At 70.5% G+C, this 24,381-nt stretch carries 24 protein-coding genes, 1 tRNA gene and 1 pseudogene; 11 read left to right on the top strand and 15 right to left on the bottom strand.

Going from position 1 to position 24,381, the window contains the following annotated elements; translation table 11 throughout:
* A pseudogene (locus tag DMB66_RS42035) lies at positions 1-183 on the bottom strand (amidohydrolase); the annotation flags it as partial.
* A gap of 189 nt (positions 184-372) precedes the next feature.
* Between DMB66_RS42035 and DMB66_RS42030 the strand changes: the two are divergent.
* The 5 genes from DMB66_RS42030 (at position 373) to DMB66_RS42005 (ending at position 5,721) form a co-directional block, all read left to right on the top strand.
* Positions 373-1,497 (top strand): CaiB/BaiF CoA-transferase family protein, encoded by a 1,125-nt coding sequence (locus DMB66_RS42030; protein ID WP_125809707.1) that lies wholly within the window; start codon positions 373-375, stop codon positions 1,495-1,497.
* Positions 1,479-2,258 (top strand): citryl-CoA lyase, encoded by a 780-nt coding sequence (locus tag DMB66_RS42025; RefSeq protein ID WP_125809706.1) that lies wholly within the window; start codon positions 1,479-1,481, stop codon positions 2,256-2,258. Before DMB66_RS42030 ends, DMB66_RS42025 begins: the two co-directional genes overlap by 19 nt.
* 13 nt (positions 2,259-2,271) lie before the next feature.
* A complete protein-coding gene (locus tag DMB66_RS42020; RefSeq protein ID WP_125809705.1) occupies positions 2,272-3,135 on the top strand; it encodes an extradiol ring-cleavage dioxygenase in 864 nt (287 codons plus the stop codon).
* Positions 3,132-4,436 (top strand): zinc-binding dehydrogenase, encoded by a 1,305-nt coding sequence (locus DMB66_RS42010; RefSeq protein WP_233625227.1) that lies wholly within the window; start codon positions 3,132-3,134, stop codon positions 4,434-4,436. The genes DMB66_RS42020 and DMB66_RS42010 overlap by 4 nt, the downstream gene beginning before the upstream one ends.
* 178 nt (positions 4,437-4,614) lie before the next feature.
* On the top strand, positions 4,615-5,721 hold the full coding sequence (locus DMB66_RS42005; protein ID WP_125809703.1) for a discoidin domain-containing protein: 1,107 nt from the start codon (positions 4,615-4,617) through the stop codon (positions 5,719-5,721).
* An 18-nt stretch (positions 5,722-5,739) separates the two neighbouring features.
* Here DMB66_RS42005 and DMB66_RS42000 read toward each other — a convergent pair whose 3' ends face one another.
* The 4 genes from DMB66_RS42000 to DMB66_RS41985 all read right to left on the bottom strand — a co-directional run bounded on the left by DMB66_RS42000 (position 5,740) and on the right by DMB66_RS41985 (position 7,485).
* A complete protein-coding gene (locus tag DMB66_RS42000; protein WP_125809702.1) occupies positions 5,740-6,108 on the bottom strand; it encodes a hypothetical protein in 369 nt (122 codons plus the stop codon).
* A gap of 196 nt (positions 6,109-6,304) precedes the next feature.
* Positions 6,305-6,493 (bottom strand): hypothetical protein, encoded by a 189-nt coding sequence (locus tag DMB66_RS41995; RefSeq protein ID WP_125809701.1) that lies wholly within the window; start codon positions 6,491-6,493, stop codon positions 6,305-6,307.
* 17 nt (positions 6,494-6,510) lie between these two features.
* Positions 6,511-6,690, bottom strand: coding sequence for a hypothetical protein (locus DMB66_RS41990; RefSeq protein WP_125809700.1), 180 nt, complete (start codon positions 6,688-6,690; stop codon positions 6,511-6,513).
* A gap of 432 nt (positions 6,691-7,122) precedes the next feature.
* On the bottom strand, positions 7,123-7,485 hold the full coding sequence (locus tag DMB66_RS41985; RefSeq protein WP_125809699.1) for a nuclear transport factor 2 family protein: 363 nt from the start codon (positions 7,483-7,485) through the stop codon (positions 7,123-7,125).
* 71 nt (positions 7,486-7,556) lie between these two features.
* Between DMB66_RS41985 and DMB66_RS41980 the strand changes: the two genes are divergently transcribed.
* Entirely contained in the window at positions 7,557-8,438 is an 882-nt protein-coding gene (locus tag DMB66_RS41980; protein ID WP_125809698.1) for a LysR substrate-binding domain-containing protein, read from the top strand.
* Here DMB66_RS41980 and DMB66_RS41975 read toward each other — a convergent pair.
* Entirely contained in the window at positions 8,435-8,998 is a 564-nt protein-coding gene (locus DMB66_RS41975; RefSeq protein WP_125809697.1) for a hypothetical protein, read from the bottom strand. The genes DMB66_RS41980 and DMB66_RS41975 overlap by 4 nt on opposite strands.
* A 95-nt stretch (positions 8,999-9,093) precedes the next feature.
* Between DMB66_RS41975 and DMB66_RS41970 the strand changes: the two genes are divergently transcribed.
* A complete protein-coding gene (locus DMB66_RS41970) occupies positions 9,094-9,321 on the top strand; it encodes a hypothetical protein (protein ID WP_125809696.1) in 228 nt (75 codons plus the stop codon).
* Between the two features lie 24 nt (positions 9,322-9,345).
* Here the strand turns inward: DMB66_RS41970 and DMB66_RS41965 are convergent, their stop codons facing one another.
* Entirely contained in the window at positions 9,346-10,134 is a 789-nt protein-coding gene (locus tag DMB66_RS41965; RefSeq protein ID WP_199752938.1) for an SAM-dependent methyltransferase, read from the bottom strand.
* Between the two features lie 672 nt (positions 10,135-10,806).
* On the opposite strand from DMB66_RS41965, the gene DMB66_RS41955 reads away from it, so the two are divergent.
* On the top strand, positions 10,807-11,553 hold the full coding sequence (locus DMB66_RS41955) for a phosphotransferase (protein ID WP_199752937.1): 747 nt from the start codon (positions 10,807-10,809) through the stop codon (positions 11,551-11,553).
* Positions 11,554-11,760: 207 nt separating this feature from the next.
* Here DMB66_RS41955 and DMB66_RS41950 read toward each other — a convergent pair whose 3' ends face one another.
* Positions 11,761-12,276 carry a hypothetical protein gene (locus DMB66_RS41950; protein WP_125809692.1) on the bottom strand — a complete coding sequence of 172 codons (516 nt, stop codon included), beginning with the start codon at positions 12,274-12,276 and terminating at the stop codon, positions 11,761-11,763.
* Positions 12,277-12,617: 341 nt separating this feature from the next.
* On the opposite strand from DMB66_RS41950, the gene DMB66_RS41945 reads away from it, so the two are divergent.
* Complete coding sequence (locus DMB66_RS41945; protein ID WP_199752936.1) at positions 12,618-13,424, top strand: alpha/beta fold hydrolase; 807 nt, start codon at positions 12,618-12,620, stop codon at positions 13,422-13,424.
* A gap of 81 nt (positions 13,425-13,505) precedes the next feature.
* Entirely contained in the window at positions 13,506-16,670 is a 3,165-nt protein-coding gene (locus tag DMB66_RS41940) for a BTAD domain-containing putative transcriptional regulator (protein ID WP_125809691.1), read from the top strand.
* 4 nt (positions 16,671-16,674) lie between these two features.
* Here DMB66_RS41940 and DMB66_RS41935 read toward each other — a convergent pair whose 3' ends face one another.
* The 4 genes from DMB66_RS41935 to DMB66_RS41920 all read right to left on the bottom strand — a co-directional run bounded on the left by DMB66_RS41935 (position 16,675) and on the right by DMB66_RS41920 (position 20,376).
* Positions 16,675-18,270: a cyclic nucleotide-binding domain-containing thioredoxin-disulfide reductase gene (locus DMB66_RS41935; RefSeq protein WP_125809690.1), complete on the bottom strand. Its 1,596-nt coding sequence runs from the start codon at positions 18,268-18,270 to the stop codon at positions 16,675-16,677.
* Between the two features lie 42 nt (positions 18,271-18,312).
* Positions 18,313-19,041, bottom strand: coding sequence for a tetratricopeptide repeat protein (locus tag DMB66_RS41930; protein ID WP_125809689.1), 729 nt, complete (start codon positions 19,039-19,041; stop codon positions 18,313-18,315).
* A gap of 136 nt (positions 19,042-19,177) precedes the next feature.
* Entirely contained in the window at positions 19,178-20,014 is an 837-nt protein-coding gene (locus DMB66_RS41925) for an alpha/beta fold hydrolase (RefSeq protein WP_125809688.1), read from the bottom strand.
* Positions 20,015-20,055: 41 nt separating this feature from the next.
* Positions 20,056-20,376 carry an alpha/beta hydrolase gene (locus DMB66_RS41920; protein WP_125809687.1) on the bottom strand — a complete coding sequence of 107 codons (321 nt, stop codon included), beginning with the start codon at positions 20,374-20,376 and terminating at the stop codon, positions 20,056-20,058.
* Here DMB66_RS41920 and DMB66_RS41915 point away from each other — a divergent pair.
* Positions 20,350-21,879, top strand: coding sequence for a BTAD domain-containing putative transcriptional regulator (locus tag DMB66_RS41915; RefSeq protein ID WP_125809686.1), 1,530 nt, complete (start codon positions 20,350-20,352; stop codon positions 21,877-21,879). The two genes, DMB66_RS41920 and DMB66_RS41915, sit on opposite strands and share 27 nt — an antisense overlap.
* 549 nt (positions 21,880-22,428) lie before the next feature.
* On the opposite strand, the gene DMB66_RS41910 is transcribed toward DMB66_RS41915, so the two are convergent.
* The 3 genes from DMB66_RS41910 to DMB66_RS41900 form a co-directional block, all read right to left on the bottom strand.
* Positions 22,429-22,501 (bottom strand) — tRNA-Arg (locus tag DMB66_RS41910).
* Between the two features lie 673 nt (positions 22,502-23,174).
* Positions 23,175-23,678 carry a hypothetical protein gene (locus DMB66_RS41905; protein WP_125809685.1) on the bottom strand — a complete coding sequence of 168 codons (504 nt, stop codon included), beginning with the start codon at positions 23,676-23,678 and terminating at the stop codon, positions 23,175-23,177.
* 56 nt (positions 23,679-23,734) lie between these two features.
* On the bottom strand, positions 23,735-24,381 hold a 647-nt coding region (locus DMB66_RS41900; protein WP_125809684.1), incomplete at its 5' end, for a hypothetical protein.

Raw genomic sequence — 24,381 nt, 5'->3', positions numbered from 1 at the left:
CATGCCGGGCATCAGGATGCCGCCGGTCGCGTCGATCACCGTGGCGCCCTCCGGCGCGGTGAGGCCGACGCCGACCTCGGCGATGCGCTGGCCGATCACCAGCACGTCGGCGTTCGGCAACAGGGTATGCCGGTCGTCCATCGTCAGCACGGTGCCGTTGCGGAACAGAACACTGTCGGTCATGCCGGGTCAACTCCCTCCGCGACCAGCGGACAGGCGTCCGTCTAGCGGTCAGCGTCTCGGCGTCAGTGTGTTGCGGCTCACCACGAGTGTCAAGGCTCGATGATGGTTGACAGTCATACGTGGCGAGCCGAGACTGACGATCGAGCGGACGACTGTCCGCCTAGCGGTCAATACCTCGAAAGGCGGCACATGGGACCCCTCAGCGGACTGCTCGTCGCGGACTTCTCCCGGATCCTGGCGGGCCCGTACGCGACGATGCTGCTCGCCGACCTCGGCGCCCAGGTGATCAAGGTCGAGGGGCCGGCCGGCGACGACACGCGCACCTGGATGCCGCCGGTGCGCGACGGCGTCTCGACGTACTACCTGGGCATCAACCGCAACAAGCGCTCGATCGCGCTGGACCTGAAGAAGCCCGACGACCTCGACGTGGCTCGGCGCCTCGCCGGCCGGGCCGACGTGCTGATCGAGAACTTCCGGCCCGGCGGCCTGGCGAGGTTCGGGCTGGACTACGACTCCGTCGCCGCCGCCAACACCAAGATCGTGTACGCCTCGATCAGCGGTTTCGGCACCGGCGCGGGAGCCAACTACCCCGGCTACGACCTGATGGTGCAGGCGATCTCCGGCCTGATGAGCCTGACCGGGGACCCGGACGGATCGCCGTACCGGGCCGGGATCTCGGTCTTCGACGTGATGGCCGGGCTGCACGCGAGCATCGGCATCCTGGCCGCCCTGCGCCACCGGGACGCGACCGGAAGCGGCCAGCACGTCGAGGTCAACCTGCTGTCCTCGGCGCTGTCCGGGCTGGTCAACCACTCCAGCGCCTACGTGGCCGGCGGCACGGTGCCGTTCCGGATGGGCAACGCGCATCCCAGCCTGTTCCCGTACGAGCCGCTGCCCACCGCCGACGGCGAGCTCATCGTCATCGCCGGCAACGACGGCCAGTTCCGCAAGCTGTGCCAGGTGCTCGACCTCGGCGAGCTGCCGGACGATCCCCGCTTCGGGCGCAACCAGGACCGCACCGCCAACCGCGAGGCACTGCGCCCGCTGCTGGTGGAACGGCTCAGCAAGCGCACCAAGGACGAGTGGTTCCGCGACCTGCTCGCGGCCGGGGTGCCCTGCGCGCCGATCAACACGATCGACGGCGGCGTGGCGCTCGCCGCCGAGCTGGGCCTGGATCCGGTGGTCAGCACGGGCGGGATCCCCGGGGTCCGCAACCCGATCACGTTCTCCGGCACCCCGGCGAGCTACGAGCTGCCCCCGCCCGGGCTCGACGAACACGGTGAGGAGATTCGCGCGTGGCTGACGAAGGACTGAGGTTCCCGACCGCGATCGGCACCTCCGACGAGAGCCGGATCCGGCTGCTCGGGCAGGACCTGGCCGCCGATCTGATGGGCAAGGTCGGCTTCGGCGAGCTGGCGTACTGGCTGGTGGCCGGCCGCCGGCCCACCCCGGGCGAGGTGCGCGTCTTCGAGACCGTGCTGGTCGCGCTGGCCGACCACGGTTTCACGCCGACCGCGATCGCCGCCCGGCTCACCTACCTGAGCGCCCCGGAGTCGTTGCAAGGTGCGCTCGCCGCCGGGCTGCTCGGTGGCGGCTCGCGCTTCCTGGGCGTCACCGAGGACTGTGGACGGTTCCTGGCGGCGGTGCTCGCTGACGGCGTACCGGAAGACGACGCGGGCTTTGACACCCTCGCGCTGGCCGCTGTCACGAAAGCGCGCGCCGAGAAGAAGTTCGTGCCGGGGCTGGGGCATCCGGTGCACAAGAAGGAGGATCCGCGCACCCCGGTCCTGATCCGCATCGCGGAAGAGGAGGGACTGCGCGGCCCGCACCTGCGGTTGTTCGAGGCCATCGGCCGGGTGCACCCGCAGGTGCTCACCAGGACCCTGCCGCTGAACGGCGCCGGCGTGTGCGGCGCGGCGCTGGCCGACCTGGGCCTGCCGGTCGACCTGCTGCGTGGCTTCGCGCTGCTGGCCCGCGCCGCCGGCCTGCTCGGTCACCTGGCCGAGGAGCGCCGCAACCCGATCGGCATGGACGTCTACCTGACCGTCGATCGCAACGCCGTCTACGAGCAGTAAGAGAGGAGCCGCCATGGCCACCGTCGTCGCGGTGATCGCCTCCACCCACCACCCCTTCTACTACAAGGCCAGCACCGCGACCGGCGAGGACCGCCCGCCGTTCGCCGACGAGTGGGTCAGCAAGATCACCGCGTTCCGGGAGACCCTCACCCGGGCCCGCCCGGACGTGCTGGTGATGGTCGGCTCGGACCACTTCCACCAGCTCTGGCTGGACAACATGCCGCAGTTCCTGGTCGGCAAGGCGCCGTTCTACGACGCCAACTTCTACAACGAGGAACGCGAGTTCGGCCTGCCGCGGATGCTGCTCAAGGGGCAGGAGGACCTGTCCGCGCACATCCTGCGGGCCGGCCTGGACGAAGGCTTCGACCTGGCGTTCAGCAACGAGCTGCGGATCGACCACAGCATCACCTGCCCGATCATCACCCTGCGGCCCGAGGCCGACCTGCCGATCGTGCCGATCTACACCAACATCTTCGCGCCGCCGCTGCCGCAGCCGAAGCGCTTCGTGCAGCTCGGCCGGGCCATCCGCGGGATCGTCGAGTCGTGGCCGAGCCACCTGCGGGTCGCGGTGATCGGCACCGGCCACCTCTCCCTGGAGTTGGGTGGTCCGCGCCAGTTCGGGCCGCACGGGCCGGATCCCGAGTTCGACCGCAGGGCCGTCGAATGGATCGCCGCCGGCGACCTGGAACGCTGCCTCGCCGAGGTGACGCTGGACAGCCTGCACTCCCCCGGCAACGCCACCCACGGCTTCATGGACTTCATGCTGATGATGGGCGTGGCGGGCGCCGGCCAGAAGGCCGACCACGTGGACAGCCTGGACCTGTTCCACACCATGGAGGCGTACTTCACCTGGTATCCGAACGGGGTGGACGCATGAGTAAGTACCTGCTCGACAAGTTTCTCTACACCGTCGACCGGGACCCCGACTTGGTCGAGCGCTACCGGGAGGACCCGCGCGCCACGGTCACCTGGTGGGAGGCCGAATACGCGAACACGGTGCTGAACTGCCACGCCGGCGAGGCCAGCACCTGGCTGCGCTTCACCGACTCCGAGCGCGAGGCGCTGGCCGGGCACGACCACGTCGCGCTGTTCGCGCTGGGTGCGCACCCGTTCCTGACGCTGACCCTGTTCATCGCGATGTTCGAACGCGATCACGGGCCGCTGGAATACCAGAAGGCCTTCGGGSSGCGGCGTGGCGCACTTCGAGCTGCCGTACCCGGACATCGCCACATGATGCGGGCCGCGCTGCTGCACGCGTGCGGGGCGGCGCCGGCGGTCGGCGACCGGGCGGTGCCGGTGCCGGCCGGCGACGAGATCCTGGTACGGGTCACCGCGGCGTCGATCACCCCGCTGGATCTGCTGTGCGCGTCCGGGACCTCGTACTTCGGCGTGCCGGCCACCCCGTACGTGCCCGGGGTGCAGGGGGTCGGCGTCCGCGACGACGGCACCGCGGTCTGGTTCCCGACCAGCGCGGGCATGCGCCCCGGCGACGGCAGCCTGGCCGAATACGCGGCCGTGCGCGCCGCCGACACCGTGGCGCTGCCCGACGGGATCGATCACCGGCTGATCGCGGCGCTGGGGCTGTCGGCGGTGGCCGCGCAGCTCGCCCTGACCTGGCGCGGCGAGCTGCGGCCCGGCGAGCGCGTGCTGGTGCTGGGCGCGGGCGGGGTCGTGGGTCAGGCGGCCGTGCGGCTGGCCCTGCTGGCCGGTGCGGGCACGGTCATCGCGGCGGCACGCTCGGCAGCCGCTCGGCAGCGGGCGGCGCAGGCGGGTGCGGCTGTGGTCGTACCGCTGGAGGACGGCGACGATGTCGCCCGGCTGGCGGCGCGCCTCCAAGCTGCCGCCGACGGTCCGGTGGATCTTGTTTTGGACCCGCTGTTCGGGATCCCGGCGGCGGCCGCGCTGCGCACGCTGCGGCCCGGCGGCCGGCTGGTCAACCTGGGCAGCGCGGCGGGCGAGACCGCGCCGCTGGACTCGGCGACGCTGCGCTCCGGCTCGCTGCGGATCCTCGGCTACACCAACAACGAGCTGACCCCGGCGCGACGGGCGGAGGCGCTCACCCTGATCGCCGCGCATGCGGCGGCCGGGCGCCTGACGGTCGACCACGAGACGGTACGGCTGCACGACATCGCCACGGCGTGGCACCGCACAGACCGGCGCATCGTCGTCACTCCGTAAGGGTTGCCGAACTGGTCTCGCTGACCATGTGCGGAGTCCACAGCAGACTGACCCTGGCGGTGTGCCCCACTTCACGACGTTCTTGCCGTAGCTCCAGAAACGGGCGTCGCACGTCTCCACTAGGGTGGGCCCTCGGGCCTGCCGGTCCAGAGCGTATCCCCGCCGAGGAAGGCCGACGATGGCGAATCCTGAGGAGCGAACCGACGATCGCCCCGAGCTACCGACTCGGGTCCCGTTCGCCGGACCGCATCCCGGCACCGTCGAGCGTGACTGGCGGGCGCCGGTGTCTCACACCGAGTCATCGTCGGGCGTCTCCGGTCAGCGGTCCCGCACTTCCCTGCCCCGGGCGGTCGGCGTGCCCCGGCAGCGGAGCATCCTCGGGGGCGGCAGCGGCCCGGCGCCCTCGGTTGCCGAACGAGCCGGATCGGGTGCCGCGGCCGCCGGGACGTCGCCGGGTTCGCCGGTGCCGGGCGCCGAGTCGGGACGGTCGAAGCCGGCCGCGACCGCCGCGCCGGCGGAGCAGGTGGCTGCCGCCGAGCCGAAAAGCCCGGCGATCGCCGCCGGTGCCGGCCAGCCGCTCCGATCCCGGGTCCTCCCCGTCGCCGTCGCCGCCTCGATCCTGGTGGCCGGCGGGCTGTGGTGGTCGCAGGACCCCGCCGCGCCCTCGGCCCCACAGCTGGCGCCCGCGCCCACCGCCGCGCCGACCATGCGCATCACCGCGCCGGGCGCCGATGCGTCCGCCGGGGTCGGCAGCGACACGGCGGCCACCAAGTCGGCATCCGACGCCGGCGCCACGTCCACCGGCGGGCCGGCCTCCTCGGGAGGGTCGCCGGCGGCCGCCAGCCCGGCGAAGTCGGTCAAGCCGAGCCCGAACGGCGCCGGCGCCGCGGTCAACACCTCCGGCCGCAACCTCGCCCTGGGCGCCCGGGCCACCGCCTCCAGCATCGAGGGCGGCCATTGGGCAGTGGCCAACGCGGTCGACGGAGACCTCGCGACCCGGTGGAGCAGCCAGTTCAGCGACCCGCAGTGGCTGATGGTCGACCTCGGCAAGCGCTGGGAGGTCAGCGAGATCCTGCTGCACTGGGAGAACGCCCACGCCACGGCATACCGGGTGGAGATCTCGACCGACGGCAAGAAGTGGAAGCAGGTCTACAGCACGACCCAGGGCCAGGGCGGCGACGTGACCGTCCAGGTGCCGAAGACCCCGACCCAGCTGGTCCGCATGTCCGGCACGAAGCGCTCAACCGACTACGGCTATTCGCTGCTGGACGTCGAGGTGCGCTGAGCCGCCCGCAGGCCGGCCTCAGCCGGCGGCCGGGGCCTCGGGGTCCGCGGGCTCGAAGGCCTTCGAGGTCTCCAGGCGCACCCGGTCGATCCGGTCGACGCCGCGCTGGACCGTCGCACGCGAGCGATGCAGGAAGTCGTTGCTGCGTTCGGTCTTGGCGGAGGTCCGCTCGATCGCGTCCCGGAAGCGCCCGATCGGATCCGCCGCCTGGCGGTCCTGGCTCCCGGCCTCGTCGTCGAGCCGGCGCTCGCGCTCGGTGGCCTCGGCCTCCCGGAGGTCGGCCTCCAGCTCGCGCCTGTCCGCGTCACGCTCGCGCTGGTCGGCACGCCGGTCGCGCTCGTCAGCCGCGCGCTCCCGCTCGGCGAGACGGCGCTCCCGCTCGCCCAAGCTCGCGACCTCGGCTCTCCGCCGACCATCGGGAGCCTCCGAACCACCCACGAAAAGCAGCCTACAGGCGCCGTGCGGGAGCCGGGAGGGTCGCCTCGCACCAGACAGCGCCCACCCGGGCAGCGGCATCACACCCGGCCGCCCGGACGCGCCGAGGGACAGCCGCTCGGCCGTCGTGGCCGGTCCTTCCGAGCGGCTAGTGCGCCTCGGCCGTGGCCTGGCGCTCGCCCGGCGTGCTGGGCTCGGCGCCCTCGACCGCGAACGGATCACGCAGCCGGGTCATCGCGGCCGCGCTGTTGTCGGCTACCTCCGACTTGTCCTCGGGCGCGGCGCTTCCGGCCGGGGCGAGGAACAGGTCGGCGTCGTGGTTGTCCGTGGGGTTCATTGACCGATCCGATGCTCTTATGGGGTGGGGGCGGGCGGGCTCTCGAGCTCCTTGAGGTCGAGATGCAGCGTGGACAGCAGTCCGCTGTGCAGGAACGTGTCGACGGTATCGGGAAGCTCCCGGTCGACGAAGTCCGCCCGGGCGTTCTGCCCGCGTTCGCGAAGTTTAGCGGTGATCGCGCTCTTCTGGATGATCATTTTTTGGCCCGTCTGGAGGAGTGTCGCGACGTCGGCGAAAACGAAAAAGCGCCGGACGGGTGCGTATACCCATCAGGCGCGGAAACGTCAACGGATTCAAAACGGGAACACACTCACCGTAGCACGAATCCGTTTCTCCGCCGCCGTACGGCCATTTCGCGCCGCGGGGGATTCGCCCCGTCCGTGTACGCTGACGCCCGAGTCGCCAGGCGGGGCTCACCGGTCGCGCGAACACCGCAGGTTCTGCGGTCAGTACGGCGGCGAACCGGGTGTTCAGCTGCTCGCATATGAGGCGTACGACTCAGCGAAGCGCGAACACCGGCGACCTGGCGACTTGACAATCGGCACGTGCGCACGCGATCTTTCGCCGGCTCCGCATACGCCCGCGGCGAAGCCCGCAGCCGCACGAAATTCCGCGCCCCGTGGAAAGGCCTAACCCGGGGAGACGAACTCCGGCTGGTCCAGGACCCGCAACCAGGTGCCGTCGCTCTGCCGGCGCACCACCTGAGCGCGGGCCCCGGCGCCGTCCCTGGGCGGCGTCGAGGTCAGGGCCAGTTCGCCGCTGATCAGGGTGGGCAGCGGCGGCTCCTGCTCGAAGGCGGGCAGCTGCGGCAGGGCGGCCTCCCACAGCTTGCGGATGGCGTCCCGGCCGACGGTCTGCTGACCGGGTGGGTAGGCCATGACGGCGTCCTGCTCGTAGAGCAGGGCGATCCCTTCGGCGTCCTTGGCGTTGGCGCGCTCGACGAATAGCCGGGTCAGATCCTCGGGCCTGACGGCCCTCTCGCGTTCGGTCATGGGACCAGTCTCAGCCCCATCCGAGTGACAAGTCCAACAGATGGTTCTTGTCGCAGCTAGTATCTTCACTCATGGATCTGCGGCAGCTCGAATACTTCGTGGCGGTGGCCGAGGAGGCCAATTTCACCCGCGCCGCGGACCGCGTGCACATCACGCAGTCCGGCGTCAGCGCCCAGATCCGCCAGTTCGAGCGCGAGCTCGGCGCGGACCTGTTCGACCGCTCCGCCCGCATGGTCCGCCTCACCCCGGCCGGGGCGGCGGCGCTGCCGCACGCCCGCAAGGCGCTGGCGGCGGCCCAGGCCATCCGCACCGCCTGCGACGACGTCAACGGCCTGGTCCGCGGCCGGCTGCGGATCGGCATGGTCACCGGCTGCACGGTGACCCCGCTGTTCGACGCGCTGGCCTCGTTCCACCGCCGTTACCCGCGCATCGAGATCACCTTGGCCGAGGACAACTCGGAGGTGCTGCTCGAGAACGTCCGCGCCGGCCACGCCGACATCGCCCTGGCAGCGGTGGCGGGCGGCATGCCGGACGGGCTGGAGTCGCTGACGATCGTCAGCGAGGGACTCGTCGCGGCGGTGGCACCGGAGCATGCCCTGGCCGAGTGGGAGACGGTGCCACTGCGCCGGCTGACCGCGTACCCGTTGATCTGTCTGCCGGTGGGCACCGGGATCCGCAGCGTGCTCGACCAGGCCTGCGCGTCCGCCGGGATCCGCCCGACCGTCGCCCTGCAGGCGACGGCGCCGGGCGCGGTGCTGGATCTGGCCGCCCGCGGCCTCGGGGTGGCGATCCTCAGCGCGTCGATGACGGCCGAGCACGAGGGCCTGCGGTCGGTGCCGATCGACGGCATCGACCTGCCGGCGATGCTCGCCCTGGTCTGGCGCAAGAGCGAGAGCACCGTGCTGCGGGCCCTGCTGCCGCACTGCCGCCGGGCGTTCGCCCCTCAGGCCTAGGCCTCGCCGGCGCAGGCGGCCTCGGCCTGCTCGCTCCACGGTGTGCTGTCGAAGCCGTCGCGTGGGCGCGCCTCGTGATCCTCGTCATCGGAGGTTCGCACAGACAGCGTGACGGGCAGCCTGCCGAGCGGCAGCCCGTGCACGCAGTCGACCTGCACATCGGCGTCCGCCTGCACTGTCGCACCGGGCGCGACCCACCGCTGCTTGTCCACCCCGTGCACGCTGACGCCCGGCCGGGACCCGGACAGATCGCGGATGTTGATCGGCCGCGGGCCCGCGTTCACGAGCGTCACCCGCCGGGTGAGGGTGACGGTGGCGACTCGGCCGTCGAGGACGACGCTGCCGGCCGGAAGGCCGCCGAGAAACTGGCTGGACTCGGCGAAGACGAAGACGGAGACCTGCCGGTCCTGGTCCGCGGCCTGCCGGCGCGCGGACCAGCCGTAGGTGACGGCGGCGCCCACGACGGCGCCGATCACCAACGCGGACGCGACGAGCACGTGCGACCTGCGGCTACGGGCAGGGGGTACGGCGGCCGGCCGGTCCAGGTCGATCACGTTCATGGTGCCCTCACCTTGACTCGGATCGGGGACGGACAGTTCAGAGAACGTCCGGCGCCGGGGGCAGGTTGCGGGCTACCGCCGCGTAGGGTGGCGCTATGAGTGAGGTCCTGGCATTCCTCATGTACGCAGCCGCCATGGTCGCGATCATGGCGGGCCTAGCGTGGCTGGGATCCCGCGCTCGTCGTCGCGGCATCGGCGGTGAGGCCATCGGTGTCTTCAACGAGATCTACCACCCGTCGGCCCACCAGCATCGCTTCGAGGTCGTGGCGCAGCGCACGGCGCCGACTCCCGATCGGCTTCCCGGGGCCGGATCGGTCACCTAGACCGACCCGGCCGGACGGTAAGTCCTACGGCTTGCGCCCGACGGCGCAGTACTGATCGATCTCTTTCGGATCGCCCTCCGGCCGCCACTTGGTCACCGAGACCAGGCCCGGCTCGACGAGCTCCAGACCCTCGAAGAACTGGGCGAGGCGCTCGGCGCTGCGCAGGTGGTAGGGAAGAGCGGCGGACTGGTTCCAGAGGCGGGCGGCCTCGACGACCTCGGGTGAGGAGTCGGTGCCGTCGTAGACGGCGAGGTAGCTGCCGGACGGCACGGCGTCCATCGCCTTTCGGACGATGCCCATCGCGACGGAGTCGTCCTCGACATGGCCGAGCACGCCCATGAACAGCACCGCGACCGGCTCGGAGAAGTCGAGGGTGTGGGCCGCCTCGCGGAGGACCAGCTCGGTGTCGTACAGGTTGGCGTCGACGTAGTTGGTGCGGCCCTCGGGCTTGCTGGTCAGCAGGGCGCGGGCGTGCGCGAGCACGAGCGGGTCGTTGTCGACGTAGACGATGCGGCTCTGCGGGGCCACCGACTGGGCCACCTCGTGGGTGTTGTTGGCGGTGGGCAGGCCGGTGCCGATATCCAGGAACTGGCGCACACCCGCCTCGCCGGCCAGATAGCGCACCGCGCGGACCAGGAAGGCGCGGCTGAGCCTGGCGTTTTCGGCGAGCGCCGGCTGGCCGACGAGGATCTGATCGCCGACCGCCCGGTCGACGGCGAAGTTGTCCTTGCCGCCAAGCAAGTAGTTCCAGATCCGCGCGGTGTGGGGGACGCCGGTGTCCAGTTTGGGGGCTACCTGCTCATCGTGCGCCACTGTGCATCCTCGATTCGGGTGGGACGAAGCCAAGGGGGCCAGCATAGGCCGAGCGTGCCCGATCCCGTGTACCGCCGATGGCTGACGTGTGCCGCGGGCGCCAACCGTCAGGGGGTTTCCGATGTGGCCTGGGCGTGGAGGAGGGTAGTCATGACGAGCTGCTGCGGCTGGGCGGCCGCTACGCCGGTTTCTGGGAGATTGCCGTGGCACCGCCGCACGCCGGCCGGGCAGCCGACACGCCACGTCTAAAGAAACGGTAACGTCGTAGGTACGTACCAACTAAAGGCCTAAGCTTTGCGTCTCGCCGATCGAAGGGACGGAAGCGGTGCTGCCTCCGGAATTGCCGCCGGCCGATGCGGACCCGATTGTCTGGACGTTGGCGCGGCAGGTCTGGATCGACCATCAGGCGGGGGTCGACGGCGAATGCCCGCTCTGCCGCGAGCCGTGGCCCTGCGGTCCGGCCGATTCCGCCGGCATCGCGATCGAGCTGGGCGCGCGGTGCGGCTGGCTGCTCCCGGACCGGACCGCTCCGGACGACACGACCGGACCCGAGCCGGGCACGCCCGCAGGTGATCAAGGCGGTTGACCTGGTGGCGTCGTCCAGGGTGAACGTGGCTGGCCCGCAGGCCCGCGCGGATAAACCCGGTGACGCCGGCGATCATCCCCGCGACAATGGCCGACGTGGCAGAGGTCGAGGTCGTCGTCGCCCACAACGAGCGCGCGACCCTGCGCGTCGGCGACGTGTTCCTGAAGGTCGACGCTGATCAGGCCCGCGCCGCTGTCGAGGTCGAGGCGATGGCGCTGGCGCCGATCCCGACCCCGGAGATCGTGTGGCACAAGCCGCCCGTGCTCGCGCTCGCCGCTCTCCCAGGCACGGCACTCGGCCACCTCGGCGAGCCGTCGAGCGCATCGCCCGCGGCGTGGGCCGCGGCGGGCGCCGCCGCCCGGACGCTGCACGACGCGCCGCTGCCGCCATGGCCCGGCCGAAGCCTCGACGAGCTCGCATCGCGCCTGGCCGGCGAGTGCGAGTGGCTCGTCACCAACAACGTCCTTCCCGCCGACGTGGTCACCCGCAACCGCCGGCTCGCCGAGACCGCGCTCCGGCCGTGGACACCGGCGTTCATCCACGGCGACCTGCAGGTCGACCACGTCTTCATCGCCGGCGACGAGGTCACCGGCATCGTCGACTGGTCCGAGGCATCCCAGGGCGATGCCCTGTTCGACCTCGCCATCCTGACGCTCGGAAACGAGGAGCACCTTGGCGACGTCCTCGCCGGCTACGGCACCGACGTCGACCGCGACCTCATCCACGCATGGTGGTCGTTGCGATGCCTGACGAGCGTCCGCTGGCTGGCCGAGCACGGCTACGGCTCGCCGGACGAATTCCCCGAGGTCGCCGTGCTGAGATCCCGACGCTGAGGCAGCGCGAGCCCGGCACCTACGAGTGCCGTTCTGCCGCACCGAGCGGGCCACCTCCTTCAAGATCCAGCGGGCCACCTCCGTCAAGATCGTCTCCGGGACCGACGGAGGTCATGTCATGGTCCGCGAAGATCCCGAGCAGCCGGCCGGTCACCGCCCGCCCGCGCCCGCCGGACCTCGCGAACCGCTCGCCGGGCATCGACTGGCTCAATGACAGGCGTGGCGGGCCAGGCGCGCCTTGGCGGCGGCGTAGCCACCGTTGCTGAGCGGCTCGCGATGCCCGCACCGCTCACACGCCAGGGTGCCCAACTCGTCTTGGGTCTCAGGCGGCTGCAACCGCAGGAAGTGCGGGCGGCTGGTCCACCACGCCCCCGGTCCGGTGATGCCATAGTCGGCCGACCACAAGGACCCGAAGAGGAACACCGTGAAGATGCCGGCGACCAGCACACCCACGCCGGCACCGCTGGACCCTCGGCTCTGAATGAGAAGCACGGTCCCCCAGGCCATCGCGGCCAGCCCTGCGACCGTAAGCACCCGCCACAGCACCCACTGCAGCCGCGCCGCGGCAACACTCAGGACCTGATACTCGATCTGGTCCCCGCACCAAGGGCAGGCCAGGGCGACCGGCCCCGAGTACAGGTTGTTCGGCGGTCTTTCCAGCAGAACCGGCTCAACTCGGTACATCTCCAGGTTCAGCTGCGGGGCTCTGCCGGCGTGGTGCATCAGCTGAACCTCAACCTCGGAGGACGGCATGCCGCGACCCATGGCGAACATCGTTGCGGCCGGCCATCAAAATAGTCAAACCTGACGATGCCTGAAGGCCACCGGGTCGCCACCAGCGCCGGACGCCCGGCGCAGGCAAGCAGCGCCCGGCGGACCCGGCCGACGCGAGAGCAACGCCTCCCCAAAGTCCATCCTATGTAGTTCGATCGTCGAGTTCGCGGACGTCCCCCCCGCCCGCCGCAAGCCCTCACCGACTCGGCTGACCGTCGGCTCCATTCACTGATCGTCCACAGCGGGCTGCCAGTCTTCGCCTCGTCCTGCCATGCGACGAGGGGAAAACCATGAGGCTGAAAAGGAAGGCCGCGTTCCTGGCGGCATCGGTGATGGCAGTGGGCCTGAGCGTGTTCGCGGTCAACGCCGCGGAGGCCACCACCGGTCGGAAGCCGACCATTGTGCTCGTGCACGGCGCGTTCGCCGACGCCAGCGGTTTCACCGAGGTCAGCCGTCGGCTCGTGGCCCGCGGCTACCCGGTGCGGGCGGCCGCTAACCCGCTGCGGGGCGTCGCGTCCGACGCGGCTTACGTGCGGGCACTGCTGGACAGCATCGACGGGCCGATCGTGCTCGCCGGTCACTCGTACGGCGGCAGCGTGATCTCGAGGTCGGCGGTCGGAGACCGCGACGTAAGGGCTCTGGTCTACCTGGCCGCCTATGTGCCGGACACCGGCGAGACGGCGGCCGAGCTGACCGGCAGATTCCCGGGCAGCACCGTCGCCGATGCGCTCCGGCCGGTGCCGCTGCCGGACGGAGGCACCGACCTGTACATCGACCCGGCCGTATTCAACGAGCGGTTCGCCGGAGACCTGCCCGCCCGGCAGGCCTCGCTCCTCGCCGTCGCGCAGCGCCCGGTCACCGCGGCCGCGCTGAACGAGCCTGCCACCGGAACACCCGCGTGGCGGACGATTCCCAGCTATGACCTGATCAGCGGTGGCGACCTGATCATCCCGCCGGCTGCGCAGCGGTTCATGGCGAAACGGGCCAACGCCACGGTGCAGGTGGTCAAGGGCTCTTCGCACGTGGTCTTCCTGTCGCATCCCGAGGTCACGGCCGACTTCATCGAGCGGGCCGCCCGCGAGACCAGCCGCCGTTGACCGCACCAATCTCAATCTTGCGACGCGCACCCCATTCCGTATTAGCTGTGGGAGGGAGATCTAGCGGGATGGGGTGCCGGCGTGGCGGGAGCACTGCGTCTGCAGATCCTCGGCCCGTTACGGGCATGGCGCGACGGCGTCGAAGTGGACCCCGGCCCGCAGCAACAGGCATATCTGCTCGCCCTGCTGCTCGCCAACGCCGGGCGGGCACTCAGCACCAGCGAGCTGGTCGGACTGATGTGGCCGGACGACGTCCCCGCCAGCGCCGCCAATCTCGTTCAGAAGCACGTCGGTGCCCTGCGCAGGCTCCTGGAACCTGCGCTCCCTTCTCGAGAGACCGGTTCCTACCTCCACCGCCGGGGCACCAGTTACGTGTTCGATGCCGCCGACGGCATGGTCGATGCGATCACTTTCCGCACGTTGGTCGAGCGGGCACGCGCAGCTCAACGGGGAGAGGACGCCCTCGACCGCTACGTCGAGGCGTTGGCGCTCTGGCGCGGGCCGGCCGGCGCTGGGTTTTCCCCGGGACCGGCGGCGATGCCGGTCTTCGCGGGGCTGAACGACGAATTCCTCGAGGTATGCTCCGTCGCGACCGAGCTCGCGGTGCCGCTGGGTCGGGCGAACCAGGTGTTGAGCGCCCTGCGTTTGGGCGTGTCGATGGCGCCCCTGCATGAGGGGGTGCAGGCGAGCCTCATCGCCGTGCTGGGCGCCATCGGCCAGCAGGCGGAGGCCCTGTCGACGTTCCGGGCGGTCCGGGGCAGGCTTGTCGCGGAGCTCGGAATCGATCCCGGTCCGACGCTGCGCACCGCCCACCAGCAGGTGCTGCGGCGGGCCCTGATGCCGGCCGGGACGACTGGTGCGACGCTGGCGGGCCAGGTCGGACCAGCGCGCGCGGCCGACCTGGTGGGCCGGTCCAGGGAGCTGTCGATGCTCCGGCAGCCCGTGGAGGCGGCGCTGACCGGCGACGCCGGGCTGGGCATCGTGGAAGGTGAGCCCGGCGTGGGCAAGACCCGGCTGCTGGAGACTATCGCCGCCGAGGCGGCGGCCCGCGGCTGTGTCGTGGTGTGGGGTCGCTGCCTGGCCGGGGACGGGACACCGTCGATGTGGCCGTGGGTGCAGGTCGTCAGCGCTGTGCTGGACAGCATGCCCGCCGAGTTCCGCGACCAATGGCTGTCCGGGGACCTCGGCCGCCTGGTGCTGTCGCGCGAGGGAGCGCTGGCCGGACACGTGTTTCCCGCCGACAACGGCGCACAGTTCCGACTCTTCGATCGGGCCGTCGCCGCGGTCGGTCAGCTCTCGGCGCGGCAACCCGTCATCCTGATCATCGACGACCTTCAGTGGGCAGACGTCGCCTCGCTGCAGCTGTTTGGCCATCTGGCGGGCCGGTTGCCCGGTGGCACCGCGATGCTCGGGGCGCTGCGCGATCGGGCGCCTACGCCAGATTCGGAGCTGTCTCGCACGCTCGCGTCGGCAAGCCGGGGCGCCGGGCACCGGCGGATCCGGGTCGATCCGCTAGGCCTCGAGGCGGTGGCCGAACTCGTCCGTCGCGAGACAAGCCAGGACCTGGACATCGAGGTCGCGCGCAGCATCCACACCCGTACCTCGGGCAACCCCCTCTTCGTACGGGAGTTGTCCCGGCTGCTGGCGGGCGGAGGTCCGCTCACGGTGGACGCCGCGGCGCGCATCGGCGTGCCGTCGACCGTGCGGGATGTCGTGCACGACCGGATCGCGGGTCTCGACGACACCACCCGGGACCTGATGCGGGCCGCCGCCCTCATCGGCCGCGACGTCGACCTCGGCCTGCTTGCTCTGACCGCCGGCCTCGACGTGTCGGTCTGTCTGGACCGGCTCGAGCCGTTGGCGCAGCTCGGCCTGGTCGAGCCCACACCCGGGGACCCGTTCTCGTTTCGGTTCGCCCACGACCTGGTCCGCGAGTCGGTCGTCGAGTCGACGCCACCGCGGCGGTCGAGGCTGCTGCACCTGGATATTGCGAGCGCTCTGGAGCACCTCGACCCCGACGGCGAGTCAGTCGCTGAAAGCCTGGCCCATCATTTGTGGGCCGCCGGGCCGCTCGCCGATCCTGCCCGTACCGCCAGCGCGCTGGTGCTGGCCGCCCTGCGCGCAGCGACCAAGTGCGCTCTGGAGGCTGCCGAGCGTCAGCTCCGCCTCGCCGTCCAAGTGGCCCGTACGGCCAAGCTCGCCGAACTGGAGCTGTCCGCCCTGTCGCACCTGGTAGCCGTGGTCGGGATGCGTGCGATGTACGGCAGCTCGGCGCTCGACCTGCTGGAGCGCGCCGAGCAGCTGGCTCGCGACCTCGGCCGGGATCGGGAGGCCGCCAGTTTCTTGTTTTCCCGCTGGGTGGCCCACCAGCAAGGTATCCAGCTGGAGATCAGCGGCCCGCTGGCCCGGCGACTGCTGGAGGACGGTGACCGGTCGGCGGATCCGCTCGTGAGGGCCTACGGCCTGCACGCCTGGGGACTGCACCAGTGGAACCTTGGGCGGATCCGCACCGCACGGGAATACCAGAGCCGGGGCAACCGTCTGATCGAAGCGCTCACGGACCGGGAGGACGATCCGGTCGGCCACGACCTGCAACTCCTCATGACCGGGATGCTCGCGGAGATCACCGCGACACACGGCGATGTCGACGCCGCCCGGGCACTGCTCGACAAACTGGAGGCTATCGCCGGAAACGACCCGTACATGATCACGGTGTGGGCGACCATCGCGGCCCGGATCGCGTCGATCGTCGGCGACCCTGCCTGGGCGCTGCAGGCGGCGCGCCGGGGAGTCGCCGTGGACTCCGAGTTCTCGTTCGCCTTTCTCGGCACTTATCAGCGACTGGCGCTGTACTGGGCACAGGCGCTGACCGGCGACGACCCGGCCGGGGCGGTGGAACGCGCCGAGCGCGTCATCGAGGCGAACCTGTTGAATCCCCCACGCTCCTGTGTGGCCACCTGGCACGGTCTGCTCAGCGAGATGCTGCTGGCGGCCGGGTCGCCGCGGGAGGCGATGGCAGCCCTGGACCGCGCCGAACACGAACTCGAGGTCTACGGCCAGCGGTACGCCGAAGGGCTGATCGTGCTTCAGCGGGCGCATGTGCAGCAGGCGCTCGGCGAGCCGGTCGAGGTTGTCCGGGCCACCGCCGAACGTGCCAGGGCGATCTCCCTCGACGGCGAGGCGCTCCTGTTCGCGCATCGCGCCGAGCGCTTCCTGACTCGCCTGCCGGACAGCCCGCCACGCTGAGCGCTCAGCGTCCGGCCAGTACGGCGTGTACCGAGGACACCGCGCTCGCCCCCTCACCGACCGCGGCGGCGACCCGCTTGATCGAGCCGGCCCGCAGATCGCCCACCGCGAAGACCCGCTCGGCGCTGGTCTGGAAGGGCAGCGGACGCTCGGGGCTCTGGGTGCGGACGAAGCCTTTGTCGTCCTTGTCGACGCCGGTCATCCAGGATGACTCGGGCTCGGCGCCGATGAAGCAGAAGAGCCCTCGGCACTCCAACTCGTCGCGACGGCCGCCGGGGCCGTAGATGGCGATCGACGTCAGCGTCGCGTCACCATCGAGGGCGCCGACGCGGCTCCGGCTGCGTACCTGGATCCGGGGATGGGCCAGGATGCGGTCAGCCAGGTAGGCCGACATGCGTACACCGAGTTCGGCAGCCCGGATCACGAGCGTCACCCTTGAACCGCTGGCGGCCAGTGAGAGAGCTGCCTGCCCGGCCGAGTTCGCGCCGCCGACGACGGTCACCGGCAACGAGTCGTAGCCGCGCACGTCCGGCTCCGTAGCCGCGTACCGGATGCATCCGGCCTTCTCGAACTCCGCGAGGCGGGGGACCTCGAGGCGGCGATACCGCGCGCCGGTGGCGGCGATCACGGCTCGCGTCGCGATTCGGGTGCCGTCTCTCAGCTCGACGACCGGGCGCTGCGGATGGCCGAGGTCCAGACCGATCACCTGGCACGGCGACGAGACCCGCACACCGAACTTGAGTGCCTGGACCATCGCGAGCCGGGTCAGCTGCTCACCGCTGACACCCTGCGGAAAGCCAAGGTAGTTCTCGATCCGCGCGCTTTTCGCGGCCTGCCCGCCCAGCCCGCTGGCGTCGACGAGCACGGTCGCCAGCCCTTCGGAGGCGGCGTAGACGGCGGCGGCCAGACCCGCCGGTCCGGCGCCGACCACCACCAGATCAGGGCTTCGCCCGTCGGCGCGATAGGTCAGGCCGAGCGCCTCACCGATCGTGCTGGGCGTCGCCTTACGCAGCACCGACCCGTTGATAAGGGCAGCCGGCAGTTGGTCGTCGCTGATCCGGGCCGCCTGCATCAGCGCCCGCCCGGACACCGTGGTCGCGTCCAGCCAGGAGTGCGGCAGCAGCATCTGCGTCACGTACGTCAGCAGCTCCCTCGCCTCGGCGACGTCGGGCCGGCCGACGATCTCGAGGGCGCTGCCGGCCGCCGACCGCAGAATCTCGCGCCGGGCCCGAAACGCCTCGATCAGCACGTCGGCGATGTCGACCTGCTCGGCCAGCACCCGCCGCAACGCCGGAGCGCCGATCCGTACGACCAGCCCGGCCTCGACGACCCTCGCTGTCGCGAACACCTGCTGCCCGGTCAGGATGCTCAGCTCTCCCAGGAACTCACCCGGTCCGCGCCGATAGACCAGGTGTTCGGGCTCGGCCGCGGTCGTGTCGCGGAAGACCTCAACTGTCGCGGTGCGCAGCAAGTAGAGGTCGTAGCTGGGGTCGCCGGAGGAGTAGAGGTGCCGGCCCGCCTCTGCCCACTCCTCGACGCCGTACCGCGCCAGGCGGTGGAACTGCTCGTCGTCGAGGATGCCTTCGTCTCCGGTAGCCATACGACCACGCTAGGAGGATCGAGTGGAGAGACAGTGCATCGCTCAGCTCCGCCATTCGAGGCCGAACGCCTCCTCCGGACTGAGGATTGCCCCGGCCGCGTACTCCACGGCGAAGCGCTCGGCCCCGAGAGCGGCGACCGCGGCAGAACGGGCGCGGGACAGGTCGACGGTTTCGTCGGGGTCGGGAAGGCGCGCGATCGCGTCGGCGCGGTCGGTGAACCCGATCATCCGCGCCGCCCGCTGATGTTCCCCGTCAGCGGAGGCCATCACGGCCGCGGCGACGCCGAGGTGTGGCACGAACGACCGGTGGCCCGCGCGGAATACCCACTCCCGCACGGCGGCGAACAGCCTCCGCGCCCGGTCACGGTTGCCCAGGCGCAGTTCGATGAAGGCCAGGTTGTGGCGCTCGGAGTTGACCATCTCCGGCTGCCCCAGGGACTCGTACAGCTCGATGCTGGCCAGGTACCGCTCGTGGGCCGTTCGATAGTCACCGGACAGGTGGGCCACCGCTGCGAGCACGTGCCGCGGGCGCTCTTCCAGCCGCCGGTCCCCGGAGCCCACCGCGACACCGAGAGCCTCTAGCGCCAGCTCCTCCGCCCGCGCCAGATCCTCGCCACGGAGAGCGACTCGTGTCATCGCGTCGATCGCCACGACCTCACCGGCGGGGTCGCCGGCGACTCGGGCCCGCAGCCGTTCCGCTTCCGCCATCCGTAGTACCGCTCCGCTGTCGCCGCAGCGGAGGGTCGCATGCACAGTGTCCTGGAACTTCATTCATCCTCCCGTGGAGAGGCAGCCTGACCCGCGGCGTCCCGGCGCAGCGGCTCACCGTCTTCTGGAGCGGCGCGAACTCGGCGCGCCCCAGAAGACGGCGACGTGGTACTGCAGGGCGGTCCTGAAGTTCTGGGATCTAGCTCAGGTGGCCGGAACGGATGAAGGCCAACAGGTCGGCGTTGATCGTGTCCGCCTGCGTGGTCGGCATGCCGTGTGGAAATCCGGCGTACGTCTTGAGCATGCCGTTCTGCACCAGCTCGGCCGTCCGTGGCGCGGTCGCGCCGTAGGGAACGATCTGGTCGTCGTCGCCGTGCATCACCAGGACCGGCACGGTGATCTTCTTCAGATCCTCGGTGTAGTCCTCTCCGGCGAAGGCGTAAATACAGTCGTACTGGGCGTTCGCCGCACCGCTCATGCCCTGCCGCCACCAGTTCTCGATGATCGCCTCGGACGGTTCCACCCCGCCGCGGTTGAAGCCGTAGAACGGGCCGGCCGCTACGGTGCGGTAGAACTCCGACCGGTTGGCGGCCAGTGCGGTCCGCATTCCGGCGAAGTGCTCAGGCGGCTGACCGTCGGGAACGGCGTCGCTCAGCCGCATGTCGGGCACCACCGCGCTGATGAACACGACCTTCGCCACCCGGCTCTCGCCGTGCCGGCCGAGGTAACGGGCCACCTCGCCCCCACCGGCAGAATGCCCTACATGCACCGCGTCGCGTAGGTCGAGATGCTCGGTCAGGGCGGCCAGGTCGTCGGCGTAGTGGTTCATGTCGTGGCCATCGGCCACGTGCGCGGAGCGTCCATGTCCGCGCCGGTCGTGGGCGATCACGCGGAAGCCCTGGTTCCGGAAGAACAGCATCTGGTTGTCCCAGTCATCGGACGATAGGGGCCATCCGTGGCTGAAGACGACGGGCTGGCCGGATCCCCAGTCCTTGTAGAAGATCTTGGTTCCGTCCGGCGTCGTGGTTGTCGGCATCTCACACCTCTCTGCGGCTCGAATTGGTCGTGCGGGTGGGGTCACAGGCGCTGCTGGTCCAGCCATCCCAGGGCGTCGTCGGCGAGCGCACGCCAACCGTGGTCGAACGGGGCGCTGTGGCCGACGACGATGGGCGGCTCGCCGAGGTCGGCGACAACTTTTGCGTACGCGGCGGTGACCTCCTCGACGCCGAAGCCACTGACGGCGGCGGGGTTCACCCGCGTGGCATCGACGGTCGGCGCTTCACCCGGCCACCCTGGCGCGATGGTGTCGTAGCCCTTCTCTGCGAAGATCTCCTGCCATGGCTGCCAGGAGGCGGAGTGGATCCACAAACCGTGGACGAACACGACCTGCTTGCTCATCTGCGCCTCGCCTTCGCGGAGTTCAGGCCCGGTACGGCGCACGTTATTGGTGCGGAGTTGACGACTAGTGGACGCTTGCCGCCGGTCGTTCCCAGTGCCCCACTTGGACACGAGCCGGACGCGGCAGTCAGTGCGATCGAAGTAGAAGTTCAGTCCCGTTGGTCACCATCGAGGCACCAGCACCGACCGGGAGTGATCGTGCCTGCTTCGACGAATAAGAGCGGCCTGCGCATGCAGATTCTCGGACCGTTGCGGGTCTGGCGCGACGGTGTCGAGCTGGACCCCGGTCCGCGCCAGCAGTCGTGCCTCTTGGCGCTTCTGCTGGCCCGGACCGGCCGGCCCGTCAGCAAACACGAACTGATCGACCTCATGTGGGGCGACGCACCACCGACGAGTGCACTCAACGTTGTGCACAAGTACGTCGGCAATCTCCGCCGGGTCCTGGAGCCGGCGCTGGCACCGCGCGAGCACGGCTCCTACCTACAGAGCCGCGGCCACGGTTATCTGATCACCGTCAATCCGGACGAGCTTGACCTGACCTGCTTCCGCGCCCTCACCCGCGTCGCCTCGGCAAAGCGCAGGTCAGGCAGCAACGACGCGGCACTCGACAGCTACGTCGACGCGCTCAGGCTCTGGCGCGGCCCCGCGGCGGAGTCGCTGATGCCCGGATCATCCGCGACCTCGATCGCCGCGGCACTCGACCACGAGTTCCTTCACGCTTGTGACGTGGCGGCGGAGCTGGCGATCGCGCTGCGTCGGCCCGACAGGGTGCTGACGGCCCTGCACTTGGCCGCGTCGCTGGCCCCGCTGCGCGAAACCACCCATGTCAACCTCATCACGGCGCTGGCCGCTCAGGGACGCCGGGCCGACGCTCTCAGGGCCTTCCTGACGATCCGTGCCCGACTGGCCGACGATCTCGGCATGGGCCCCGGGCCAGAGTTGCAAGACGCTCACCGGCGTCTCCTCGACCCGGCCCGGCAGGCGGATCCCGTCCCGGAGACCCGCACCAGCCCGCTGCTCGTGGCGCTGACCGGCACCGCAGGGGCGGGGCAGCGTCCGCTCGCCGACCACGTCGCCCGCATCTTCGCCGACGAGTTTCCAGACGGCCACCTCTACCTGAGCCTCCGTCCGAACCTGACGACCGGAGCGGCTCTACGCGACCTGCTGCACTCGCTTGGCGTCCCGGCGGCGAGCGTCCCCGCCACCATCGCCGCAAAGACCGCCGCCTACCGAAGCGTGACCACCGGGAAGCGCCTGCTGGTGTTCCTGGACGACGCGACGGACGCGTCCCAGATACGCCCCCTGCTCCCGGACTCGGCCGACTGCCTGGTCATCGTGTCCAGCCGGACGCCGCTGACCCGCCTCGCCGCACTCGACTGCGGCCGCCTGCTCCTTGCACTGGCGACGCTGACCGGGCAGAAGGTGCAGCCGCTCGAGCTGACCGGGGGCGGATCGCGACGTGCTGGCCCGGTCGACGGTGCCGGAGCCCCGGATCGTCGGTGACGACCGAGGCTTCGGGAACGGTCGGGTGGCAGTCGAGTCGGGCCGCACGTTCAGAGCGTGGCGATCGTCTCGGCGAGCCATCCGGCACGGAGGCGAACGGGGAGTGACCGGACCGGAGGGTGTGGATGTCGCACCGGTTGCCCGGTCGGTCCTCCGCCGTGGGATGAATGTGTGGGGATGCGTCCCCACCGTTCGGGCGGACCGCGAGCGTCGTCGAACGCCGCAGCCAAGGACAGGTCCGGGAAGTAGCCGACACCCCGCGCGGCTGGCCACTGTTGCCGGCCAAGGACTGCGGTCGTCGGTCGTTCCGCAGCAGCGCACGCTTAACCCGGCTCGGACGGCCGGTTGCCGCCCGCTGCGCCGTGGCAGCCGGATGTCGGGCGGCTGGTATGCCACTGCCGTCCCAGGCAAACCCAGCCGGAAACGAACCTCAAAAACGCAGGTCACAGCCTCGCAGGGGTCAGGCAAACGCGGTTATGGCCGACTTTCGGCGCCCGCGTTTGCGCAGCTCAGCGTATGTACAGGGTAGAGCGTTCACCCGCGTGTTCGTGCCCCCGGCAGGAATCGAACCTGCGACACACGGTTTAGGAAACCGATGCTCTATCCCCTGAGCTACGAGGGCGCGAGTGCTCATGCTACCTGCCAGCGGGTTTGTCCGGGCGACAGGGCGTGCCAACGGCTGCCAACGCGTGTGACCTGCCGTTGCTCCGACCCATGGAGCAAATATGGAGCACACCGATCCGCGCCTGATCGGCGCCGTGCCCACCCGTGCCAGGTCGCACCAACGGCTACCAACCCGTACCAACGTCTCACCGAGCAAATACCGAGCAGAGCGGCCTGGTCACCCCCGCAACCAGCAACGCCGCGACACCGGAGGTATGAATGGCCCGAACACAACTCCGGCAGCTGAGTCAATGCGTGCCGTGCTCGGTGCCCGCTGCCCGACATGCCCAAGCCTTTGCCGACCGCTCCGCCAACCGCAACATGTGCGCTCAACGCAAATAAGCCGCGATCGGCGCCCGAGCCTCCGGTTCCGGCACGCCCTTGCTGCGGATCCACCTGCTACTCAATCCGGGCTATGAACGCCGACGTTGCCAGCTCCGTCCGTACCTGTCTTCGCCGTGACGCGTGCGCCGCGATCCGCGCCCGCCGGATCCGCTGCTGCTCGGTCAACGCCACGAAACCCTCTTGGCCATGCTCGGCCACCCCCCGGCATGATGCCCGCCTTCGGCAACCCCTCCTCCTGGATCAGCGGCTTCCTCGGGTAAACGCTGAGGTGGAAGTCTGGGCTGCGGTCAGCGACGCGGCCAGAGCCGGATCACGTATCGTTCGATGCCGCCGCCGCGCCGTTCGAACTCCGCTACGCGTTGCGGGATGCTGAGATGCTGGAGTTCGCGATCGAGCGTTTCGGCGGCCTCCTCCGCCTCCGACCGCCCGAGGTGATAGACGTGCACGTCGTACCACCCGGCCGGCACGGTCAGCCCGACCACCGCACCGGTCGGCGAGCCCAAGTGGAGCTCACCACTCGGGCAGTCGAGGGTCAATGGCACCGGGCCGTACCAACCGTCGGGCGGCGGCTCGGTGGGTGGGCCGCTCCACAGCTCGAGCTCGGCGTCCACCGGAAGAGAGTCCTGCGCCACCAGCACCGCGATCTCCTGATCGGTGCCGGCGATCTCCTGCTGACGCGCGGCGCGGGCCGCCACGCCGTCACTCGCGCCGTGCTCGGCGTCCATCAGGGTGAGAAGGCGGTAGGCCGGCACAGAGCGCAGTTGTTGGGATGCCGTCCGGCGAGCTTCCATCGATGCCTCCTCGCGGTAAGGAGCCGGCCCCGCGCGGCGCGGGGCCGGCTCTGACGTCAGGTCAGGACATTAACGTAGAAAGCGTCACCATAGGAGCCGGGCACCGCCGGGTCTCCATTGTCGAGCAGCCGCTGTGCTCCGTAGAAGTTGCTCAGAGCGGTGCCGCCCTGACCGTTCTGGGCGCCGTCGATCGGCCGAGCCGAACCATGCCAGCGAGCCGGGTTTCCGTTGGTGCTGGTCGACGATCCCTCGTAGGTCGACCGGAACGGATACTCGTCACACTCCATGCCGCCGGTCGCATAGTCCGGCCCCCACACGTCCCTGCAGATGCTGACCGAACCGGTGTGGTTCTGGTTGGCGGCGGCAGCGTTCATCAGCCGGTGCAACGGCCGGCCGCTGCCGACCCCGCCGGGCACACCCTTGCCGACGAAGCTGGGGAACGTGAGTTCCGGCCTCTGCAGAGCGTCGCGTACGTGCTTGGCCTCCGCTTCGTGGTCACTTCCCGCGCGACCGTTCAGGTCCAGCACCGGCACGAAGTCGGTGAATACCGCACCGTGGTGTTTCCCGTTGCCGAGCAGGCTGCCCGCCGAGTCGAACCGGCTCGCGTTGAGCACCGCGGCTGCATTGTTGTACGGGATCGTCTGCCCGTCCCGGTACTCCGCGTTCAGGGACATCGTCGCGAGCAGGTCCACCGTCTTGTACG

This window comes from Actinoplanes sp. ATCC 53533 (assembly GCF_003947245.1).
The sequence above is the reverse complement of the archived record's forward strand: the minus strand, read 5'-3'. Positions and strand labels throughout refer to the sequence as shown.

Excerpts from the sequence above, each read along its gene's own strand:
- DMB66_RS42030 (WP_125809707.1), top strand. The coding sequence starts at position 373 with ATGGGACCCCTCAGCGGACTGCTCGTCGCGGACTTCTCCCGGATCCTG.
- DMB66_RS42020 (WP_125809705.1), top strand. The coding sequence starts at position 2,272 with ATGGCCACCGTCGTCGCGGTGATCGCCTCCACCCACCACCCCTTCTAC.
- DMB66_RS42005 (WP_125809703.1), top strand. The coding sequence starts at position 4,615 with ATGGCGAATCCTGAGGAGCGAACCGACGATCGCCCCGAGCTACCGACT.
- DMB66_RS41995 (WP_125809701.1), bottom strand. The coding sequence starts at position 6,493 with ATGAACCCCACGGACAACCACGACGCCGACCTGTTCCTCGCCCCGGCC.
- DMB66_RS41990 (WP_125809700.1), bottom strand. The coding sequence starts at position 6,690 with ATGATCATCCAGAAGAGCGCGATCACCGCTAAACTTCGCGAACGCGGG.
- DMB66_RS41985 (WP_125809699.1), bottom strand. The coding sequence starts at position 7,485 with ATGACCGAACGCGAGAGGGCCGTCAGGCCCGAGGATCTGACCCGGCTA.
- DMB66_RS41980 (WP_125809698.1), top strand. The coding sequence starts at position 7,557 with ATGGATCTGCGGCAGCTCGAATACTTCGTGGCGGTGGCCGAGGAGGCC.
- DMB66_RS41975 (WP_125809697.1), bottom strand. The coding sequence starts at position 8,998 with ATGAACGTGATCGACCTGGACCGGCCGGCCGCCGTACCCCCTGCCCGT.
- DMB66_RS41970 (WP_125809696.1), top strand. The coding sequence starts at position 9,094 with ATGAGTGAGGTCCTGGCATTCCTCATGTACGCAGCCGCCATGGTCGCG.
- DMB66_RS41955 (WP_199752937.1), top strand. The coding sequence starts at position 10,807 with ATGGCCGACGTGGCAGAGGTCGAGGTCGTCGTCGCCCACAACGAGCGC.
- DMB66_RS41950 (WP_125809692.1), bottom strand. The coding sequence starts at position 12,276 with ATGCACCACGCCGGCAGAGCCCCGCAGCTGAACCTGGAGATGTACCGA.
- DMB66_RS41945 (WP_199752936.1), top strand. The coding sequence starts at position 12,618 with ATGAGGCTGAAAAGGAAGGCCGCGTTCCTGGCGGCATCGGTGATGGCA.
- DMB66_RS41935 (WP_125809690.1), bottom strand. The coding sequence starts at position 18,270 with ATGGCTACCGGAGACGAAGGCATCCTCGACGACGAGCAGTTCCACCGC.
- DMB66_RS41930 (WP_125809689.1), bottom strand. The coding sequence starts at position 19,041 with ATGAAGTTCCAGGACACTGTGCATGCGACCCTCCGCTGCGGCGACAGC.
- DMB66_RS41925 (WP_125809688.1), bottom strand. The coding sequence starts at position 20,014 with ATGCCGACAACCACGACGCCGGACGGAACCAAGATCTTCTACAAGGAC.
- DMB66_RS41920 (WP_125809687.1), bottom strand. The coding sequence starts at position 20,376 with ATGAGCAAGCAGGTCGTGTTCGTCCACGGTTTGTGGATCCACTCCGCC.
- DMB66_RS41905 (WP_125809685.1), bottom strand. The coding sequence starts at position 23,678 with ATGGAAGCTCGCCGGACGGCATCCCAACAACTGCGCTCTGTGCCGGCC.